Below are 19,565 nucleotides of genomic sequence, written 5' to 3'. Positions count from 1 at the left end.
ACAGCCGCCGAGCGGAGTTTGATTTGCATTAAATATATGGTTATGGTATAGTTTTATTGGAAATGCTAACGATTACCGAGGCAAAGAGTGGGGAAACCCGCTCTTTTGTATTGAACAGGCAATTTTGCCTCGACATGTCCATCGTTTTCTCAATGCCCCTGCTCTTTTGAAGCAGGGTTTTTATGCAGAGGAACGGCTGATATGATATCGACAGCACAAGGAGGAAAAACATGAGCAAAAAAGTGACTGATACCGTTCAAGAAATGGCTCAGCCCATACTGGATGACCTTCACCTTGAACTCGTAGACATTGAATTTGTCAAAGAGGGTCAAAACTGGTTCCTTCGCGTGTTTATTGATTCCGAGAACGGTGTTGATATTGAGGAGTGCGCCAAAGTCAGCGAAGCGTTAAGCGAAAAGCTGGATGAGGCCGATCCGATCACCCAGAACTACTTTCTTGAAGTATCTTCTCCTGGAGCCGAGCGTCCATTAAAGAAAAAAGCCGACTTCGAAAAATCACTGGGCAAAAATGTGTACATGAAAACGTACGAACCGATTGACGGTTTAAAAGTGTTTGAAGGCAAATTGGCTGAATTTGATGGACAAACTGTTACAATAGAGATGACGGTCAAAACAAGAAAGAAACGGGTCAATATTCCGTATGAAAAAATAGCTAACGCAAGATTAGCTGTAACATTTTAATGAATGAAGTATTAGTGTTTAAGGGGGGAGACCGCTAACATGAGCAGTGAACTATTAGATGCTCTCACTATTCTTGAAAAAGAAAAAGGCATCAGTAAAGACATTATCATCGAAGCAATTGAAGCTGCCTTAATTTCCGCGTATAAGCGAAATTTTAACCAGGCGCAAAACGTACGGGTCGATCTGAACCGTGAGACGGGCACGATCCGCGTGTTCGCAAGAAAGGATGTCGTAGACGAGGTATACGATTCAAGACTTGAAATCTCGCTTGACGACGCCCAGCACATCCATCCGAACTACCTTGTCGGAGATGTCGTTGAAATAGAAGTAACGCCGAAAGACTTCGGCCGCATTGCTGCGCAGACGGCGAAACAAGTGGTGACGCAGCGTGTCCGTGAAGCTGAGCGCGGCGTGATTTACTCAGAATTTATCGATCGTGAAGAAGACATTATGACGGGAATTGTACAGCGCTTAGACAGCAAGTTTATTTACGTGTCTCTCGGCAAGATTGAAGCGCTGCTGCCCGTCAATGAACAAATGCCGAATGAGAGCTATAAACCGCACGATCGGATTAAAGTATTTATCACAAAAGTCGAAAAAACGACAAAAGGGCCGCAGATCTATGTATCAAGAACGCATCCCGGTCTGTTGAAGCGTCTTTTTGAAATCGAAGTGCCGGAAATTTATGACGGAACGGTCGAACTGAAATCCGTTGCCAGAGAAGCGGGCGACCGCTCTAAAATTTCCGTCCGCACTGATGATCCTGACGTTGATCCGGTCGGTTCATGCGTGGGTCCTAAAGGCCAGCGCGTGCAGGCGATCGTCAATGAACTGAAAGGCGAAAAAATTGATATCGTCAACTGGTCTGATGATCCGGTTGAATTTGTTGCCAATGCGCTCAGCCCGTCTAAAGTGCTGGATGTCATCGTCAGCGAAGAAGAAAAAGCCACGACTGTCATCGTTCCTGATTACCAGCTTTCTCTGGCAATCGGAAAAAGAGGGCAAAACGCCCGCTTAGCTGCGAAACTGACAGGCTGGAAAATCGATATCAAAAGTGAAACGGATGCAAGAGACCTTGGCATCTATCCGAGAGAGCATGAAGAAGATGACGATTTAGAGCCGCTCTTTATGGAGCCTGAAACAGCCGAATCGGATGAATAAGAGGTGACTTTAGGTGAATAAGCGAAAAAAAATTCCTCTGCGCAAATGCGTGGTAACGGGGGAAATGAAGCCTAAAAAGGAACTGATCCGAATTGTCCGTTCTAAAGAAGGAGAGATTTCAGTCGATCCGACCGGAAAGAAGAACGGGCGGGGTGCCTATATCACCCTTGAGAAAGAATGCATCTTAGCTGCGAAAAAGAAAAACACATTGCAAAATCAATTTCAATCACAAATCGATGACCAGATTTTCGAAGAATTGCTGGAACTGGCGGAAAAGGTGAAAAAATAACATGTCTGGAATGGAATGGTTTCCCTTGCTGGGTCTGGCCAATCGAGCTCGTAAGGTCGTGTCGGGCGAGGACTTGGTTATAAAAGAAATTAGAAATGCGCGTGCAAAACTTGTTCTGCTGACAGAAGATGCATCTGCGAATACTGCAAAAAAAGTATCCGATAAATGCAATTATTATAAAGTGCCTTATAAAAAAGTCGAAAGCCGCGCGGATCTCGGCCGCTCTATCGGCAAGGAATCACGTGTCGTTGTCGCCGTCACTGACCAAGGTTTTGCGAATAAGCTGATCAGCTTGCTCGATTAATATTTTTGGGGGTGAACGAATGGCTAAAATGAGAGTTTACGAATATGCAAAAGCCATCAATGTTTCAAGCAAGGAAATTTTGACTGCGCTGAAAAACATGGATATAGTAGTAAATAACCATATGGCAATGCTTGAAGAAAAGATCATTAAGCAGCTTGATGCGAAATTTAAAAAAGGCGGCGCCGGCGTTACATCTCAGAAGCCTGCGGAAACGAACAAAAACAAGCCGCAAGGGATTAATCAGCAGCCTGCTGGGAATCAACCAAACAAAATTCGAGACGGAAAGAAGAATGACGTGCAGAATAATCAATTTAACAAAAACAAGAAGAATAACAACAACAACAAAAACAAAAACAAACGCAATCATAACAACAAAAATCAGTATCAGCAAAAACCGCTGAAGCCGAAAAAAGAGCTTCCTGAGAAAATTACGTTTTCCGGCTCTTTAACAGTCGGAGCTTTAGCCGAGGAACTGGGCAAAGAGCCGTCTGAACTCATTAAAAAACTGATGCTTCTGGGCGTAATGGCTACCATTAACCAGGAGCTTGACAAAGACACAATCGAACTGATCGCATCTGAATACGGTGTAGAAACAGAAGAAGTGATTGTGCTTGAAGAAACTGAGCTTGAAAAATATGAAGAGGCTGACAAAGAAGAAGATCTTCAAATCCGTCCGCCTGTCGTGACGATCATGGGCCACGTTGACCACGGGAAAACGACCCTCCTTGACAGCATCAGAAAAACAAAAGTTGTTGAAGGAGAAGCCGGCGGAATCACCCAGCATATCGGGGCTTACCAGATCGAAGAAAACGGCAAAAAAATCACGTTCTTAGATACTCCGGGACACGCGGCGTTTACAACAATGCGGGCGCGCGGTGCGGAAGTAACTGATATTACCATTTTAGTCGTAGCGGCCGATGACGGCGTTATGCCGCAGACAGTCGAAGCCATCAACCATGCGAAAGCGGCTGAGGTTCCGATTATCGTTGCCGTGAATAAAGTGGATAAAGAAAGCGCGAACCCTGACCGTGTCATGCAGGAGCTGACTGAATACGGACTCGTTCCTGAAGCATGGGGAGGAGAAACGATTTTCGTTCCTCTGTCCGCTCTTACAGGCAAGGGAATTGACGAGCTTGTCGAAATGATTCTGCTTGTCAGTGAAGTGGAAGAGCTGAAAGCCAATCCGAACCGTCAGGCAAAAGGAACGGTTATTGAAGCTGAGCTCGATAAAGGAAGAGGATCTGTCGCGACACTTCTCGTTCAAACGGGAACATTGAATGTCGGAGATCCGATCGTTGTCGGAAATACATTCGGCCGCGTGCGGGCCATGGTTAATGATCTCGGCCGCCGCGTGAAAACAGCCGGACCGTCCACACCTGTAGAAATCACGGGCTTAAACGACGTACCGCAGGCTGGCGATCAATTCCTCGTCTTTAAAGACGAAAAAACAGCCCGTTCTGTCGGTGAAGCACGCGCTTCCAAGCAACTGGAAGAACAGCGCAGCGACAAAGCGAAGCTGAGCCTCGATGATCTGTTTGAACAAATTAAACAAGGCGATGTCAAAGACATCAATTTAATCGTAAAAGCTGACGTTCAAGGTTCAGCCGAAGCGTTAACAGCCGCTCTTCAAAAAATTGAAGTAGAAGGCGTAAAAGTGAAAATCATTCACACAGGCGTCGGTGCGATTACGGAATCAGACATCATTCTCGCATCTGCTTCAAATGCAATCGTTATCGGGTTTAATGTGCGCCCAGACGGAAATGCTAAGAGCACGGCTGAAGCTGAAAATGTAGATATCCGTCTTCACCGTATCATTTACAAAGTCATCGAAGAAATTGAAGCGGCGATGAAAGGAATGCTTGATCCTGAATACGAAGAAAAAGTCATCGGCCAGGTTGAAGTGCGCCAAACATTCAAAGTGTCGAAAATCGGCACGATTGCCGGCGGATATGTAACAGACGGCCACATTACACGTGACAGCGGACTCCGCCTGATCCGTGACGGCGTGGTCATCTTCGAAGGGGAAGTAGACGTTTTGAAACGCTTCAAAGATGATGTGAAAGAAGTTTCACAAGGATATGAATGTGGTATTACAATTAAGAAATACAATGACATTCGCGAAGGCGACATCCTTGAAGCGTATGTCATGCAGGAAATCGAAAGAAAGTGATCGGATTTGCGGAATGTGAATGCATCATTTATGATGCGGGATCATTAAAGGAGAAACGAGCCGTTCTGAAGCGGATTATAACGAGGGTTCAGAATAAGTTCAACGTGTCGGCTGCAGAAATCGGCTATCAGGACACTTGGCAGCGGACCAGCTTCGGAATCGCCGTCGTCTCCTCCTCTCACGTTCAGGCGGAAAAGGAGATCCAGCGCGTACTCGCGTTTATTGACTCCTTTCCCGAAATAGAACGGACGATCACTAGAACAGAGTGGTTTTAACTTAGAGGTGATTGAATTGAGTATGAGAGCAAACCGTGTCGGCGAGCAGATGAAAAAAGAGCTCGGGGATATTATCAGCCGAAAGCTGAAAGACCCGAGAATCGGATTTCTCACTGTAACAGACGTACGTGTTTCAGGTGATTTACAAATAGCGAAGGTGTATATCTCCGTTCTCGGCGGAGAGAAAAAGAAAGAGGAGGCGCTGAAAGGGCTTGAGAAAGCGAAAGGATTTATCCGTTCCGAAATCGGCAGCCGAATCAGACTCCGCAAAACGCCTGAGCTTGAATTTGAATTTGATGAATCAATTGAGTACGGCAACCGTATTGAAACATTGATTCACGAACTGCATTCAGATAAACCGTCTGAATAACAAGGAAAGAGGATGGGCGAGTGTCGTCTGTCCTCTTTTCTGCGTTTTACGGGATACAATTGATAACAAAGGAGCGAAAGACAGATGGTTAACGGAGTTCTCCTTTTACATAAACCGGTCGGCATGACTTCTCACGACTGTGTAATGAAAATAAGAAAACTGTTAAAAACAAAGAAAGTCGGGCATACGGGAACGCTTGATCCGGAAGTGTCAGGCGTACTGCCGATCTGTGTCGGACGGGCTACAAAGATCGTTGAGTACGTCACCGACAAGTCAAAAACGTACGATGCTGAGATCACTCTCGGCTTCTCCACATCGACCGAAGACCAGACGGGAGAAACGGTCAGCGTAAAACCTGTCAAGGAGCCGCTGAAAGAAGCGGATATCAAAGCCGTTTTAGACGAACTGAAGGGACCGCAGGAGCAAGTGCCGCCGATGTATTCCGCTGTAAAGGTCAACGGAAAAAAGCTCTATGAATACGCCAGGGCGGGTATTGAAGTGGAGCGGCCGAAGCGGAATATCACGATTGAAGATATCGCGCTCACTTCCCCTGTCACTTATAACGAAGACACAGCATCATTCCGCTTTACAGTCACGTGCTCAAAGGGCACTTACGTCAGAACATTGGCGGTGACAATCGGTGAAAAACTCGGCTATCCCGCGCATATGTCGCATCTCATCCGCACCGCTTCCGGCGATTTCAGCCTTGATGAGTGTTTCACGTTTGAGGAACTTGAACAGCAGGTTTCAGACGGAACGGTTGCAGAGCATGCCGTGCCGATCGATAGAGCGCTCAATCATTTGCCGAAATGGGTCATAAGTGATACATTAGCTAAGAAAGCTGAAAACGGGTCAGTGTTTGACATCCCGGCGGAATTTTCTGCAATGACAGCTGACGCCCGTATAGCGGTCTGTACTGAAGACGGAGAATGTGTGGCCATTTATATGCCGCATCCTTCAAAAAAAGGACTGCTGAAACCGGCTAAAGTGCTCATGCAAAAAAGCGAACAATAAGAAAAAAGGTGACCGTTCTGTGAAGACGATACATATTTCTCATCCGCATCATTTACAAAAAGAAGAGCAGCCGGCGTCTGTCATGGCGCTCGGCTACTTTGACGGCGTTCATTTGGGACACCGGAAAGTAATCGGAACAGCCAGACAAATTGCCGAAGAAAAAGGCCTGTCGCTGGCCGTTATGACGTTTCATCCTCACCCTTCCCATGTGTTGGGCAGGGACAAAGAGCCAAAGGATCTGATTACGCCGCTTGAAGATAAAATCAGCCAGATCGGACGTTTAGGCGCTGATGTGCTGTATGTCGTAAAGTTTGATGAAGCGTTTGCGTCTCTTTCTCCAAAACAGTTTGCCGAGGAGTATATTTTAGGGTTAAACGCGCGGCACGCTGTGGGAGGCTTCGATTTTACGTACGGAAAATACGGAAAAGGTACGATGGAGACGCTGCCGGACGATTTAAACGGCAAGGCCGGATGCACGACTGTCGAGAAACAGACCGAGCAGGACAGAAAGATCAGCTCTACTTATATCCGGTCAGCGCTGCAGGATGGTGACGTTGAACTGGCGCACACTCTTCTCGGCCAGCCGTATTTTATCCGGGGCACTGTGATTCACGGAGACAAAAGAGGCCGCACCATCGGTTTTCCGACCGCGAATGTCGGCCTGCACAACAGTTATATCGTGCCGCCGACAGGCGTGTATGCAGTGAAAGCCGAAATAAAAAGCGAGGTGTATGAAGGCGTCTGCAACATCGGCTACAAACCGACCTTTTATGAAAAGCGTCCCGATCAGCCGTCAATTGAAGTACATTTGTTTAATTTTCAACAGGATGTATACGGAGAAGACGTTAAAATCGAGTGGTACAAACGAATCCGAAGCGAACGGAAGTTTAACGGCATCGATGAACTGACGGCTCAGATCGGGAAAGACAAACAAGAAGCGATCCGTTTTTTCAGCAAATAACGGAAAAAACATCAAAAGTACACAAATTTTCTTCTAAAAGATTTGCATATGGGCGCGATTTTTAGTATCATATGTTTCGTAGTCTTAAAACCATTGCTTGGCAATCCGAAGTCACCGACGGTTGCTAGGTAACTGGGGCTAATTATGATATGGAGGTGAAACAGGATGGCAATTACTCAAGAGCGTAAAAATCAACTCATCAGCGAGTTCAAAACACACGAATCTGATACTGGATCTCCAGAAGTTCAGATCGCTATCCTAACAGACTCAATTAACAACTTGAACGAGCATTTGCGTACTCACAAGAAAGATCACCACTCACGTCGCGGTCTTCTTAAAATGGTAGGTAAACGTCGTAATCTTCTTACGTATCTGCGTAATAAAGACGTAACTCGTTACCGTGAGTTAATTAACAAACTAGGCTTACGTCGATAATCGTAAAAAGCGGGAGGATTCCCGCTTTTTTATCGTATTAAAGCGAAAAAAATAATGATAAAAAAACAATGAAATCCTTTTACATACTACTTTGACATTGATATGTTCAATTCATTTCGTTCATAATAGGAGTAATTGATTATTTCACACATTAAGAGAGGAGCTCGTAATCGAATGGGACAAGAGAAACATGTCTTTACCATAGATTGGGCCGGCAGACAGCTTACAGTAGAAGCCGGCCAGCTTGCCAAACAGGCAAACGGCGCTGTCATGGTCCGCTACGGCGATACTGCAGTGCTCAGCACAGCAACCGCATCAAAAGAACCGAAACCGCTAGATTTTTTCCCGCTTACCGTTAACTATGAAGAAAGATTATACGCAGTAGGTAAAATTCCGGGCGGTTTTATTAAAAGAGAAGGCCGTCCAAGTGAAAAGGCCGTTTTAGCCAGCCGTCTGATCGACCGTCCGATCCGCCCGCTTTTCGCAGACGGATTCCGTAACGAAGTACAGGTCATCAGCATTGTCATGAGTGTTGATCAGGACTGCTCATCTGAAATGGCTGCAATGTTCGGTTCATCACTCGCTCTTTGCGTTTCCGATATCCCGTTTGAAGGCCCGATCGCGGGTGTGACGGTAGGCCGCATTGACGGGAAATTCGTCATCAATCCGACGGTTGACCAGCTTGAAAAAAGTGATATCAACCTCATCGTTGCAGGCACAAAAGACGCCATCAACATGGTGGAAGCCGGAGCGGATGAAGTTCCTGAAGAAATCATGCTTGAGGCGATTATGTTCGGTCACGAAGAAATTAAGCGCCTGATCGCATTCCAAGAAGAAATCGTCGCAGCAGTCGGCAAAGAAAAAACAGAAATCGAACTGTATGAAATTGACGAAGAGCTCAGCGAAAAAGTAAAAAGCCTTGCGGAGCCGGATCTTCTCAGCGCCATTCAGGTTCACGAAAAACATGCTCGCGAAGACGCGATCAATGAAGTGAAAAATGCAGTTGTCGCGAAATTCGAAGAAGAAGAGCATGATGAAGATACGATTAAAAAAGTGAAACAGACACTGTCTAAACTCGTGAAAAACGAAGTGCGCCGTTTGATCACAGAAGAAAAAGTCCGTCCGGACGGCCGCGGCGTTGATCAGATCCGCCCGCTTTCTTCAGAAGTCGGCCTTCTGCCGAGAACGCATGGCTCCGGCCTGTTTACGAGAGGACAGACGCAGGCGCTCAGCGTTTGTACATTAGGCGCCCTTGGGGACGTTCAGATTCTTGACGGTTTAGGCGTGGAAGAATCAAAACGCTTTATGCATCATTATAACTTCCCGCAGTTCAGCGTTGGGGAGACAGGCCCGATGCGCGGACCAGGACGCCGTGAGATCGGTCACGGCGCTCTTGGAGAGCGTGCGCTTGAGCCGGTCATTCCGAATGAAAAAGACTTCCCGTATACGGTCCGCCTCGTATCCGAAGTGCTTGAATCAAACGGTTCCACTTCACAGGCCAGCATTTGCGCGAGCACGCTTGCCATGATGGACGCAGGTGTTCCGATTAAAGCCCCTGTTGCAGGTATCGCGATGGGACTTGTGAAATCAGGCGAGTACTATACGGTATTAACGGATATTCAAGGGATGGAAGACGCCCTCGGTGACATGGACTTTAAAGTAGCCGGCACGGAAAAAGGCGTGACAGCGCTGCAAATGGACATTAAAATTGAAGGCCTTTCAAGAGAAATTCTTGAAGAAGCGCTTCAGCAGGCGAAAAAAGGAAGAATGGAAATCTTGAACAGCATGCTCAGCACGCTTGGTGAATCAAGAAAAGAACTTTCTCAATATGCGCCGAAAATTTTAACGATGAACATTAATCCGGATAAAATCCGTGACGTTATCGGACCGAGCGGTAAACAAATCAACAAAATCATTGAAGATACCGGTGTTAAAATTGACATTGAACAAGACGGCACCATCTTTATTTCTTCTACTGATGAAAGCAGCAACCAAAAAGCGAAAAAAATCATCGAAGATCTTGTCAGAGAAGTCGAAGTCGGCCAGCTTTACCTCGGTAAAGTCAAACGGATTGAGAAATTCGGCGCTTTCGTTGAAATCTTCAGCGGAAAAGACGGTCTCGTTCACATCTCTGAACTAGCGCTCGAACGGGTCGGCAAGGTTGAGGATGTTGTGAAAATCGGTGACGAAATCCTTGTGAAGGTAACCGAAATTGACAAACAGGGACGAGTGAATCTGTCGCGTAAAGCAGTGCTGCGTGAAGAGAAAGAAAAAGAACAGGAACAACAACAATCTTAAATGAAAACCTAACAAGGAGCCTGGGAGACCCGGCTTCTTTATTTTGAGAAAGACAACAGACGGGTTCTACCTTGTCCTCCTCATACATAATGTGTGATGAGGGGGGAAGGACATGTTGAAAAAATTCGTGCCGTTTGCCGTTTTTTTATTTCTTTTTTTTGTTTCGTTTGAAATGTTAAAAAATCCGTATACAGTTGATTACATAGACGCAATGAAAAAAGACGCTGTAACTGTGTCAGCATCAAAAGATCCGCTCTATGAAGAATTACTGCAAAAAGCGTCAGAGTATGAAGTGAAGCCGCAAGACGCGCGGATTGATAAAATATGGAAGAGTATACCGGGATATAACGGTTTAAAAGTCAATGTGGAAAAATCCTATAAGCAAATGAAAAAGGACGGAGAATTTCACGAAGACGACCTTGTCTATGAGCAGGTGAAACCGAAAGTCCATCTTGATTCTCTCGCGCCCGAACCCATTTATAAAGGAAATCCCGACAAACCGATGGTCGCTTTCCTGATAAATGTCGCCTGGGGAAACGAATACGTGGAGCAAATGCTGCCTATTCTGAAGCAGCACCAGGTCAAAGCAACTTTCTTTCTTGAAGGGAAATGGCTGAAAAACAATCAGGAACTTGGGAAAAAAATAGCGGCAGACGGACATGAAATCGGAAATCATTCATACAATCACCCTGATATGAGCAAACTGACTTCAGGAAGCATTTCCGAACAGCTTGACAAAACCAATGCACAAATCAGCGAGACGCTCGGCATGAAGCCGAAATGGTTTGCGCCGCCAAGCGGCAGCTTCAGAAAAGCGGTGGTCGACCTTGCGGCGGAAAAAGGAATGGGCACCATCATGTGGACCGTTGACACCATTGACTGGCAAAAACCGTCTCCGGCTGTTTTACAAACAAGGGTGTTGAGCAAAATACATAACGGAGCCATGATTTTAATGCATCCGACTGATCCGACTGCGAAAAGCCTGGATACACTGATTGCAAAAATCAAAGAAAAAGGCTACGCGCTCGGCTCAGTGTCTGACTTAATGGATGAAAACAGGCTGATGAAGTAGCAGGCGGCAGTTTGCCTGTCTTTGAATAGGAGGAACAGACTTGATAAAACGCTATACATGCCAAAACGGTGTAAGAGTTGTGCTTGAAAATAATCCAACGGTGCGGTCTGTGGCAATCGGCGTCTGGATCGGGACGGGGTCACGTCATGAAACGCCGGAGACAAACGGTATTTCGCACTTTCTTGAGCATATGTTTTTTAAAGGAACAAATACCAGGTCCGCACGGGAAATCGCAGAATCCTTCGATCGGATAGGCGGCCAAGTGAATGCCTTCACTTCAAAAGAATATACGTGCTATTACGCCAAAGTTCTGGATGAGCATGCAAACTACGCACTTGATGTGCTGGCTGATATGTTCTTTCATTCTGCTTTTGACGAAGATGAGCTCAAAAAAGAAAAGAACGTCGTATATGAAGAAATCAAAATGTATGAAGACGCGCCGGATGACATTGTCCACGATCTGCTGAGCAAAGCGACATACGGCAATCATTCGCTCGGCTACCCGATTCTCGGGACGGAGGAAACGCTTTCGTCATTTAACGGCGATTCTCTCAGACAGCATATGGATGACTTTTACACGCCGGACCGCGTCGTCATTTCTGTCGCCGGAAATGTAACAGAACAATTCATTAAAGACGTGGAGAAATGGTTCGGTACATACGAAGCGAAGGGCAAAGCAAGCGGCATCAGCGAGCCTGAGTTTCATTATGAAAAGCTGACCAGAAAAAAAGACACCGAACAGGCGCATCTCTGTCTCGGTTTCAAAGGCCTGAAAGTCGGAGATGCGGACATTTACGATTTGATCGTCTTAAACAACGTGCTGGGCGGAAGCATGAGCAGCCGTCTTTTCCAGGATGTGCGCGAAGATAAAGGACTGGCCTATTCTGTATACAGCTACCACAGTTCCTATGAAGACAGCGGTATGCTGACGATTTACGGAGGCACCGGCGCGAATCAGCTCGGACTTCTGTCTGAAACTATTCAGGAAACGTTATCGGTTCTAAAACGTGACGGTATCACCCCGAAAGAGCTGGAAAACAGCAAAGAGCAAATGAAGGGGAGCTTAATGCTCAGCTTAGAGAGCACAAACAGCAAAATGAGCCGGAACGGGAAAAACGAACTCCTGCTCGGAAAGCATAAGACCATGGATGAAATTATCACTGAATTAAATGCGGTCAGCCTGGAAAGCGTCAACGGCCTCAGCCGCCGCTTATTTACGGATGATTACGCACTATCGCTCATCAGCCCGACCGGCAATATGCCGGCCTCGTCTTAATCGGCAAAGCAGTCTGCCTCTATACGGGGCAGGCATTTTTTTTTGCTCCGGGTCATATAGTACAAGGGGGTGGCTATCATGAGGCTCAGTGAACTGTCAGGTAAAGAAATTGTGGACATTAAACGGGCAGAGCGGCTCGGCGTGCTCGGCCAGACCGATTTGGAAATTAATGAACAGGACGGACAAATTACCGCGCTGTTGATACCGACGGTAAAATGGTTCGGATTGCGAAAACAAGGCCACGACATCCGCGTCCCCTGGAACCATATCCAAAAAATCGGGTCAGACATGATCATTTTAGATGTTCCGGGGGAGATCACGCCTCCCGAAGAGTAGATCTTATTCAATTGTTGCAAGCACCGGCTCATACAGCCGGTGCTTTTTTTATGAAAAAGACGCTGTACATTCACCGCCCTTTCTCTTCGCACATACGATGAAGAGGAGGATGACACTTAAAAGATCCAGTAACTGTAAAGAAGGTGAACGTTTCAGATGTTAACCGGATTGACAATTGCGATCATTGGCGGTGACGCAAGACAGCTAGAGATTATAAGAAAGCTGACAGAACAGCATGCCGATATTTATCTTGCAGGGTTTGACCAATTGGATGACGGTTTTACAGGAACCGTCAAATGCAAAATCGATGAGATTCCCTTTCAAAAAATAGACAGTATCATCCTGCCCGTATCGGCAACGACCGGAGAAGGCGTTGTTTCCACGGTTTTTTCAAATGAAGAAGTGATATTAAAGCAGAGCTATCTTGAGCGGACACCGGAGCATTGCGTCATTTATTCAGGCATCTCCAACGCGTATCTTGAGGGGATCGCCAGCGAAGCGGGCCGCAAACTTGTGAAATTATTTGAACGGGACGATATCGCGATATTCAACTCGATTCCCACTGTTGAAGGAACAATCATGATGGCGATTCAGCATACGGATTATACCATTCACGGATCAAATGTCGCCGTTCTCGGCATGGGGCGCACCGGTATGACGATCGCCCGGACGTTTGCGGCGTTAGGGGCGAAGGTAAAAGTGGGCGCGCGGAGTTCGGCTCATTTGGCCCGTATAACGGAAATGGGGCTTTCTCCTTTTCAACTTGAAGAGCTTACTGAACATGTAAATGATATTGATATCTGCATTAACACCGTACCGAGCTTGATTCTGAATCAAAGCGTTTTATCGCGCATGACGCCGAAGACCTTGATTTTGGATTTAGCATCCCGTCCGGGCGGAACGGATTTCAAATATGCTGAAAAACAAGGCATTAAAGCGCTGCTTGCTCCGGGTCTTCCGGGAATTGTGGCCCCGAAAACAGCCGGACAGATTATTGCGAACGTATTGAGCAAGCTTTTGGAAGACTTAAAGAAAGAGGGGGAATAACCATGTCTCTGAAAGGGAAAAGAATCGGATTCGGATTAACCGGCTCGCACTGCACATATGAGGAAGTTTTTCCGCAAATAGAGGCGCTTATCAGTCAAGGAGCTGAAGTCCGGCCGGTCGTGACGTCAACCGTTCAATCGACCGATACCCGCTTTGGGGAGGGGGGAGATTGGGTCAGAAAAATTGAAGAAGCAACAGGCTTTGAGGCGATTGATTCCATCGTAAAAGCGGAGCCTCTCGGGCCGAAACTTCCGCTCGACTGCATGGTCATCGCCCCTTTAACCGGAAATTCAATGAGCAAACTCGCAAATGCGATGACTGACAGCCCCGTCCTTATGGCTGCGAAAGCCACGATCCGCAACGGCCGCCCGGTCGTGCTCGGAATTTCGACAAACGACGGACTCGGTTTAAACGGAACGAATTTAATGAGGCTGATGTCCGCAAAAAACATATATTTCATCCCGTTCGGCCAGGATGACCACGTGAAAAAACCGACATCGCTCGTCGCAAGAATGGATCTTCTTCCGATTACGGTAGAAAAAGCTCTTTTGCACCAGCAGGTTCAGCCGGTGCTCGTACACCATCATGAATGATGACAGAAAATCATTCCGGAATAAAAAAATTCGGTCAATCCGTGACTATTCTATGGTAAAATAAAACGTAAAATGCAAAGTCAATTCAATAAATGATGCTTAATTGGCGGAAGGAGTTTTACAGATGGGAAGAGGATTACACGTAGCAGTTGTCGGAGCGACGGGAGCCGTAGGACAGCAAATGCTGAAAACACTGGAAGACAGAAACTTTGAAATCGAAACACTCACACTACTATCCTCAAAGCGTTCTGCTGGTACGAAAGTAATGTTTAAAGGCGAAGAATATACAGTGCAGGAAGCTGTTCCTGAAAGCTTCGAAGGCGTTCATATCGCGTTATTCAGCGCCGGCGGAAGCGTATCACAAAGCTTGGCGCCTGAGGCTGTAAAACGGGGAGCCATCGTGATTGACAATACCAGCGCATTCCGGATGGACGAAAATACACCGCTCGTGGTGCCTGAGGTGAACGAAGGTGATCTGCACAAACATAACGGCATTATCGCCAACCCTAACTGTTCAACGATTCAGATGGTGGCTGCGCTTGAACCGATCCGCAAAGCGTACGGTTTGAAAAAAGTCATTGTATCTACTTACCAAGCTGTGTCCGGGGCCGGCAATGAAGCGGCGAAAGAATTGTACAGCCAGACAAAGGCGATTTTAAACAATGAACCCGCAGAACCGTCCATTATGCCGGTTAAAGGCGACAAAAAGCATTATCAAATCGCATTTAACGCCATTCCGCAAATTGATAAATTCCAAGACAACGGCTATACGTTTGAGGAAATGAAAATGATTAATGAAACGAAAAAAATCATGCATATGCCGAAGCTGGAAGTGGCTGCGACATGTGTCAGACTGCCGATTGAAACAGGGCACTCAGAATCTGTTTACATTGAGCTTGACCGTGATGACGCAACCGTTGAAGATATTAAACAGCTTTTAAAAGAAGCTCCGGGTGTTACGCTTCAGGATGATCCGGCGGAGCAGCTTTACCCGATGCCTGCTGATTGCGTCGGCAAACGCGATGTATTTGTAGGAAGAATCCGGAAAGATTTGGACAGAGCAAACGGTTTTCATTTGTGGGTTGTTTCTGATAACCTGTTAAAAGGCGCCGCTTGGAACTCAGTCCAAATCGCGGAAAGCCTGCAAAAACTGAACCTCGTATAAAACAAACGTATTTTCTATAGGCGAATAGAAGAGAGTAAGGCTCTGCCTGCTCTCTTCTGTTACGTCAGACTAATTTGGAGTGAAAATAGTGAAGATCATTGTTCAAAAATTCGGCGGAACATCCGTAAAAGATGACAAAGGCCGCAAGCTTGCGCTAGCACACATTAAAGATGCCATCAGTGAAGGTTATAAAGTTGTCGTTGTCGTATCGGCGATGGGAAGAAAAGGAGACCCGTACGCGACAGATTCTTTAATCGGGCTCCTTTACGGCAGCCAGTCCGACATTTCTCCGAGAGAGCAGGATATGCTTCTGTCTTGCGGAGAAACGATTTCGTCCGTTGTTTTTTCCAGCATGCTGAAGGAAAACGGCATAAAAGCCGCAGCTTTAACAGGAGCCCAAGCCGGCTTTTTAACCAATGCCCAGCATACTGACGCCAAAATTATAGAAATGAAAACAGAGCGGCTTTTCGCTGCACTCGCCAGCCATGACGCTGTCGTTGTCGCAGGATTTCAGGGAGCGACTGAAAAAGGCGACACGACGACGATCGGCAGAGGAGGAAGCGATACTTCAGCAGCGGCGCTCGGCGCGGCGGTAGATGCTGAGTTTATCGACATTTTTACGGACGTGGAAGGCGTTATGACAGCCGATCCGAGAATCGTGGAAAATGCTAAGCCGCTTCCGAACGTCACATATACGGAAATCTGCAACCTTGCCTATCAAGGCGCGAAAGTCATTCATCCGCGCGCGGTGGAAATCGCCATGCAGGCAAAGGTGCCGATCCGCGTGCGCTCCACTTATTCAAAAGACAAAGGCACTTTGGTGACGTCCCATCATTCGTCTAACATCGGCAGCGATGTATTCGAACGGCTGATCACGGGGATCGCCCATGTGAAAGATGTGACGCAATTTAAGGTTCCCGCCAAAATGGGGCAATACAACGTTCAGACTGAAGTCTTTAAAGCGATGGCAAATGCCGGAATCAGCGTAGATTTCTTTAACATTACGCCGAGTGAAATCGTATATACCGTAGCCGGCAGTAAAACGGAAGCCGCGCGCAGCATTTTGGCTGAATTAGGATATGAGCCGACAGTGACGGAGAGCTGTGCGAAAGTGTCAGCGGTCGGCGCCGGGATAATGGGTGTTCCGGGTGTCACGTCAAAAATCGTCTCCGCACTTTCTGATAAAGGCATTCCGATTCTGCAATCTGCCGACAGCCATACGACGATCTGGGTGCTCGTTCATGAAAAAGATATGGTAACGGCCGTAAATGCGCTGCATGAAGTGTTTGAACTTTCAAAGTAAATGTGATTGAATCATGATGAGGTGAAAAAAATGAATGTCGGAAATATATCTACAGCGATGATTACCCCCTTTGACAGTAAAGGGAATGTAGACTTTCAAAAACTGTCTACATTAATCGACTATTTGTTGAAAAACGGCACGGATTCTTTAGTCGTCGCAGGCACGACCGGCGAATCTCCGACACTTTCAACGGAAGAAAAAATTGCACTCTTTGAATTTACAGTCAAAGAAGTGAACGGACGCGTGCCTGTTATTGCGGGTACGGGAAGCAACAATACGAAAGATTCCATTAAACTGACAAAAAAAGCTGAAGAAGCCGGCGTCGATTGCGTTATGCTTGTCACGCCGTATTATAATAAGCCTTCCCAAGAGGGCATGTACCGTCATTTTAAAGCCATTGCGGAAGAAACGTCTCTTCCTGTGATGCTTTACAACGTGCCGGGCAGAACGGTCGCTTCACTTGCGCCGGAAACGGCCATCAGACTTGCGGAGATTCCGAATATCTCTGCGATTAAAGAAGCGAGCGGCGATCTTGATGCCATTACGAAAATCATTGCCGAAACACCGGAAGATTTTTACGTCTATTCAGGTGATGACGGGTTAACGCTTCCTATTCTCGCAGTCGGCGGAAGAGGAGTCGTGTCAGTGGCCAGCCATATCGTAGGTTCTGACATGCAGCAGATGATTAAAAACTATACGAACGGGCAGACGGCAACCGCGGCGCTGATTCATCAGAAGCTTCTGCCGATCATGAAGGAGCTCTTTAAAGCGCCTAATCCGGCTCCGGTCAAAACGGCGCTACAGCTGAAAGGCCTTGATGTCGGATCTGTGCGTCTTCCTCTTATCCCGCTGAATGAAGATGAACGTCTGAGCCTGAGCAGCGTCATCAGCGAACTGTAAGAAAAAATTTATACAGTTAAAATACGCGGTCATTCTCATTTTTATCGTGAGTTTGACCGTTTTGTATACATATTGGTTTTCCCTAAACCTTCCGCTTCTTCTTGTTTTCTAAAATTGATATCAGTTATAATAGGAACAAGTGATGATGGACGGGTATGAGACTAGGAGGATACAGATTTTGAAAAAGAAAAATACAGAAAACGTCAGAATTATCGCCCTTGGCGGCGTCGGAGAAATTGGGAAGAACCTATATGTCATTGAAATTGACTCAGACATATTTGTAGTGGATGCAGGGCTGATGCACCCTGAAAATGAAATGCTCGGTATTGATGTCGTCATTCCGGATATTTCCTACTTAGTAGAACGGGCTGACCGCGTGAAGGCCATCTTTCTGACACACGGGCACGATGAAAACATCGGAGGCGTCTTTTATTTATTGAACAAGCTGTCGGTGCCGGTATACGGAACGAAGCTTACGCTTGCATTACTGAGAGAAAAACTCAAGCAGTACGGGCATAATCGAAAAGCTGATTTACGTGAAGTTCACTCTAAATCAGTCATTACATTTGAATCAACGAAAGTATCGTTCTTTAAAACGATTCACAGTATTCCGGATTCAGTGGGAGTCAGCTTCAAAACATCACTTGGCTCTATTGTATGCACGGGAGACTTTAAATTTGACCAGACGCCTGCTTATCACCAATCATGTGATATTGGCGAAATTGCCAAAATCGGAAACAGCGGCGTGCTCGCCCTGCTTTCTGACAGCGCCAATGCGGAGCGCCCGGGGTATACTCCGTCAGAAGCATATGTAAGCGGTGAAATTTCCGATGCGATGAACAGTTCAGAAAACCGTGTCATCATTGCTGTATTCGCGTCTAATATCAACCGGATCCAGCAAGTGATACAGGCTGCCGTCCAGAACGGCCGCAAACTTGCAATCGCCGGAAAAAATCTGCAAAACGTGCTTCAGCTTGGGCGAAAGCTCGGCTATATTGAAGCCGAAGATGAAATGTTTATTCCTGTACAGGATGTGAAAAAATATCCGAAGCGGGAAGTGGCAATTGTTACAGCCGGAAGCCATGGTGAGCCGCTGGCCGCTCTTACGCGGATGGCCAAGCAGGCGCACAAGCAGCTTAACATTGAAGAAGGAGACACCGTTGTCATTGCATCAACACCGATTCCGGGGCATGAATTGATATATTCCAAAACCGTCAACCTGCTTGCCCGCGCCGGCGCTCAAGTCATTTTCGCCCAAAAACGCGTGCATGTGTCCGGTCACGGTTCGCAGGAAGAATTGAAACTCATGCTTAATTTGCTGAAACCGAAATATTTAATTCCGGTTAACGGTGAATTCAGAATGCAAAAAGCGCATTCCAAAATCGCAGAAGAGATCGGCATGAAACGCAGCGACATTTTCTTGATTGAAAAAGGTGACGTCGTTGAATTCCGCGGTCAGAATGTGAAAATCGGGGATAAAGTCACGTACGGAAACGTTCTGATTGACGGCCTCGGAGTCGGCGACATCGGCAACATCGTGCTGAGAGACCGCCGCTTATTATCACAAGACGGCATTCTCATCGTCGTGATCTCACTCGATAAGCAGAAAAAGAACCTCGTATCAGGTCCTGAGATCATTACGCGCGGTTTCGTGTATGTCAGAGAATCAGAAGGTTTAATTGTACAAGCTACTGAGCTCGTCCGCTCTATCGTGACTGAAGCGACGGAAACATCTGCCGTAGAATGGTCCACGCTGAAACAAGCAATGCGTGATGCGCTGAATCAATTCCTTTATGAAAAAACAAAACGCAAGCCGATGATCATTCCGATCATTATGGAAGTATAATGTATACAAAGCCGGAGCGCATGATGCTCCGGCTTTGTTTTTGTTCATG

20 protein-coding genes are annotated in these 19,565 nt (G+C 46.6%); all 20 read left to right on the top strand.

Annotated elements, in window-relative coordinates:
* The first annotated feature begins 230 nt into the window (after positions 1 to 230).
* Complete coding sequence (gene rimP, locus AR442_RS11220) at positions 231 to 701, top strand: ribosome maturation factor RimP (protein ID WP_014417787.1); 471 nt, start codon at positions 231 to 233, stop codon at positions 699 to 701.
* Positions 702 to 740: 39 nt separating this feature from the next.
* Positions 741 to 1,862: a transcription termination factor NusA gene (nusA, locus tag AR442_RS11215; RefSeq protein WP_003154195.1), complete on the top strand. Its 1,122-nt coding sequence runs from the start codon at positions 741 to 743 to the stop codon at positions 1,860 to 1,862.
* A 13-nt stretch (positions 1,863 to 1,875) separates the two neighbouring features.
* The gene (gene rulR / locus AR442_RS11210; protein WP_003154193.1) at positions 1,876 to 2,151 is read left to right on the top strand and encodes a glucose-induced regulator RulR; all 276 of its coding nucleotides are present in this window, start codon (positions 1,876 to 1,878) and stop codon (positions 2,149 to 2,151) included.
* 1 nt (position 2,152) lies between these two features.
* Complete coding sequence (locus AR442_RS11205) at positions 2,153 to 2,455, top strand: YlxQ family RNA-binding protein (RefSeq protein WP_003154192.1); 303 nt, start codon at positions 2,153 to 2,155, stop codon at positions 2,453 to 2,455.
* Between the two features lie 19 nt (positions 2,456 to 2,474).
* The gene (gene infB / locus AR442_RS11200; protein WP_053284991.1) at positions 2,475 to 4,625 is read left to right on the top strand and encodes a translation initiation factor IF-2; all 2,151 of its coding nucleotides are present in this window, start codon (positions 2,475 to 2,477) and stop codon (positions 4,623 to 4,625) included.
* Entirely contained in the window at positions 4,622 to 4,900 is a 279-nt protein-coding gene (locus tag AR442_RS11195; protein ID WP_003154188.1) for a DUF503 domain-containing protein, read from the top strand. The genes infB and AR442_RS11195 overlap by 4 nt, the downstream gene beginning before the upstream one ends.
* Positions 4,901 to 4,916: 16 nt before the next feature.
* Positions 4,917 to 5,270: a 30S ribosome-binding factor RbfA gene (rbfA, locus tag AR442_RS11190; RefSeq protein WP_003154185.1), complete on the top strand. Its 354-nt coding sequence runs from the start codon at positions 4,917 to 4,919 to the stop codon at positions 5,268 to 5,270.
* 84 nt (positions 5,271 to 5,354) lie between these two features.
* Positions 5,355 to 6,284 (top strand): tRNA pseudouridine(55) synthase TruB, encoded by a 930-nt coding sequence (truB, locus tag AR442_RS11185; RefSeq protein ID WP_012117567.1) that lies wholly within the window; start codon positions 5,355 to 5,357, stop codon positions 6,282 to 6,284.
* Positions 6,285 to 6,303: 19 nt separating this feature from the next.
* Entirely contained in the window at positions 6,304 to 7,245 is a 942-nt protein-coding gene (gene ribF / locus AR442_RS11180) for a bifunctional riboflavin kinase/FAD synthetase (RefSeq protein ID WP_021493677.1), read from the top strand.
* 165 nt (positions 7,246 to 7,410) lie between these two features.
* Positions 7,411 to 7,680 (top strand): 30S ribosomal protein S15, encoded by a 270-nt coding sequence (rpsO, locus tag AR442_RS11175; RefSeq protein ID WP_003154182.1) that lies wholly within the window; start codon positions 7,411 to 7,413, stop codon positions 7,678 to 7,680.
* A 174-nt stretch (positions 7,681 to 7,854) separates the two neighbouring features.
* Positions 7,855 to 9,978: a polyribonucleotide nucleotidyltransferase gene (gene pnp / locus AR442_RS11170; RefSeq protein ID WP_007611468.1), complete on the top strand. Its 2,124-nt coding sequence runs from the start codon at positions 7,855 to 7,857 to the stop codon at positions 9,976 to 9,978.
* A 112-nt stretch (positions 9,979 to 10,090) separates the two neighbouring features.
* A complete protein-coding gene (locus tag AR442_RS11165) occupies positions 10,091 to 11,050 on the top strand; it encodes a polysaccharide deacetylase family protein (protein WP_003154180.1) in 960 nt (319 codons plus the stop codon).
* Between the two features lie 40 nt (positions 11,051 to 11,090).
* Entirely contained in the window at positions 11,091 to 12,326 is a 1,236-nt protein-coding gene (locus tag AR442_RS11160; protein WP_014417791.1) for a M16 family metallopeptidase, read from the top strand.
* Positions 12,327 to 12,404: 78 nt separating this feature from the next.
* Positions 12,405 to 12,662: a YlmC/YmxH family sporulation protein gene (locus tag AR442_RS11155; protein WP_003154176.1), complete on the top strand. Its 258-nt coding sequence runs from the start codon at positions 12,405 to 12,407 to the stop codon at positions 12,660 to 12,662.
* 156 nt (positions 12,663 to 12,818) lie between these two features.
* A complete protein-coding gene (gene dpaA, locus AR442_RS11150) occupies positions 12,819 to 13,709 on the top strand; it encodes a dipicolinic acid synthetase subunit A (RefSeq protein ID WP_014417792.1) in 891 nt (296 codons plus the stop codon).
* A gap of 2 nt (positions 13,710 to 13,711) precedes the next feature.
* Positions 13,712 to 14,302, top strand: a complete 591-nt coding sequence (dpaB, locus tag AR442_RS11145) for a dipicolinate synthase subunit B (protein ID WP_007409809.1) — start codon at positions 13,712 to 13,714, stop codon at positions 14,300 to 14,302.
* Positions 14,303 to 14,426: 124 nt separating this feature from the next.
* Positions 14,427 to 15,467 (top strand): aspartate-semialdehyde dehydrogenase, encoded by a 1,041-nt coding sequence (gene asd, locus AR442_RS11140; protein WP_014417793.1) that lies wholly within the window; start codon positions 14,427 to 14,429, stop codon positions 15,465 to 15,467.
* An 88-nt stretch (positions 15,468 to 15,555) separates the two neighbouring features.
* Positions 15,556 to 16,770 (top strand): aspartate kinase, encoded by a 1,215-nt coding sequence (gene dapG, locus AR442_RS11135; RefSeq protein WP_003154168.1) that lies wholly within the window; start codon positions 15,556 to 15,558, stop codon positions 16,768 to 16,770.
* Between the two features lie 30 nt (positions 16,771 to 16,800).
* Entirely contained in the window at positions 16,801 to 17,670 is an 870-nt protein-coding gene (dapA, locus tag AR442_RS11130; protein ID WP_003154166.1) for a 4-hydroxy-tetrahydrodipicolinate synthase, read from the top strand.
* A 178-nt stretch (positions 17,671 to 17,848) separates the two neighbouring features.
* Positions 17,849 to 19,516 carry a ribonuclease J2 gene (gene rnjB, locus AR442_RS11125; RefSeq protein WP_021493672.1) on the top strand — a complete coding sequence of 556 codons (1,668 nt, stop codon included), beginning with the start codon at positions 17,849 to 17,851 and terminating at the stop codon, positions 19,514 to 19,516.
* Positions 19,517 to 19,565: the final 49 nt, after the last annotated feature.

This window comes from Bacillus velezensis (assembly GCF_001461825.1).
Classification (GTDB): Bacteria; Bacillota; Bacilli; order Bacillales; family Bacillaceae; genus Bacillus; species Bacillus velezensis.
This window is presented reverse-complemented; position numbering and strand designations above follow the sequence as displayed.

Coding starts and splice junctions, on each gene's coding strand:
- rimP (WP_014417787.1), top strand. CDS start 231: ATGAGCAAAAAAGTGACTGATACCGTTCAAGAAATGGCTCAGCCCATA.
- nusA (WP_003154195.1), top strand. CDS start 741: ATGAGCAGTGAACTATTAGATGCTCTCACTATTCTTGAAAAAGAAAAA.
- AR442_RS11205 (WP_003154192.1), top strand. CDS start 2,153: ATGTCTGGAATGGAATGGTTTCCCTTGCTGGGTCTGGCCAATCGAGCT.
- infB (WP_053284991.1), top strand. CDS start 2,475: ATGGCTAAAATGAGAGTTTACGAATATGCAAAAGCCATCAATGTTTCA.
- truB (WP_012117567.1), top strand. CDS start 5,355: ATGGTTAACGGAGTTCTCCTTTTACATAAACCGGTCGGCATGACTTCT.
- rpsO (WP_003154182.1), top strand. CDS start 7,411: ATGGCAATTACTCAAGAGCGTAAAAATCAACTCATCAGCGAGTTCAAA.
- pnp (WP_007611468.1), top strand. CDS start 7,855: ATGGGACAAGAGAAACATGTCTTTACCATAGATTGGGCCGGCAGACAG.
- AR442_RS11165 (WP_003154180.1), top strand. CDS start 10,091: ATGTTGAAAAAATTCGTGCCGTTTGCCGTTTTTTTATTTCTTTTTTTT.
- AR442_RS11155 (WP_003154176.1), top strand. CDS start 12,405: ATGAGGCTCAGTGAACTGTCAGGTAAAGAAATTGTGGACATTAAACGG.
- dpaA (WP_014417792.1), top strand. CDS start 12,819: ATGTTAACCGGATTGACAATTGCGATCATTGGCGGTGACGCAAGACAG.
- dpaB (WP_007409809.1), top strand. CDS start 13,712: ATGTCTCTGAAAGGGAAAAGAATCGGATTCGGATTAACCGGCTCGCAC.
- asd (WP_014417793.1), top strand. CDS start 14,427: ATGGGAAGAGGATTACACGTAGCAGTTGTCGGAGCGACGGGAGCCGTA.
- dapA (WP_003154166.1), top strand. CDS start 16,801: ATGAATGTCGGAAATATATCTACAGCGATGATTACCCCCTTTGACAGT.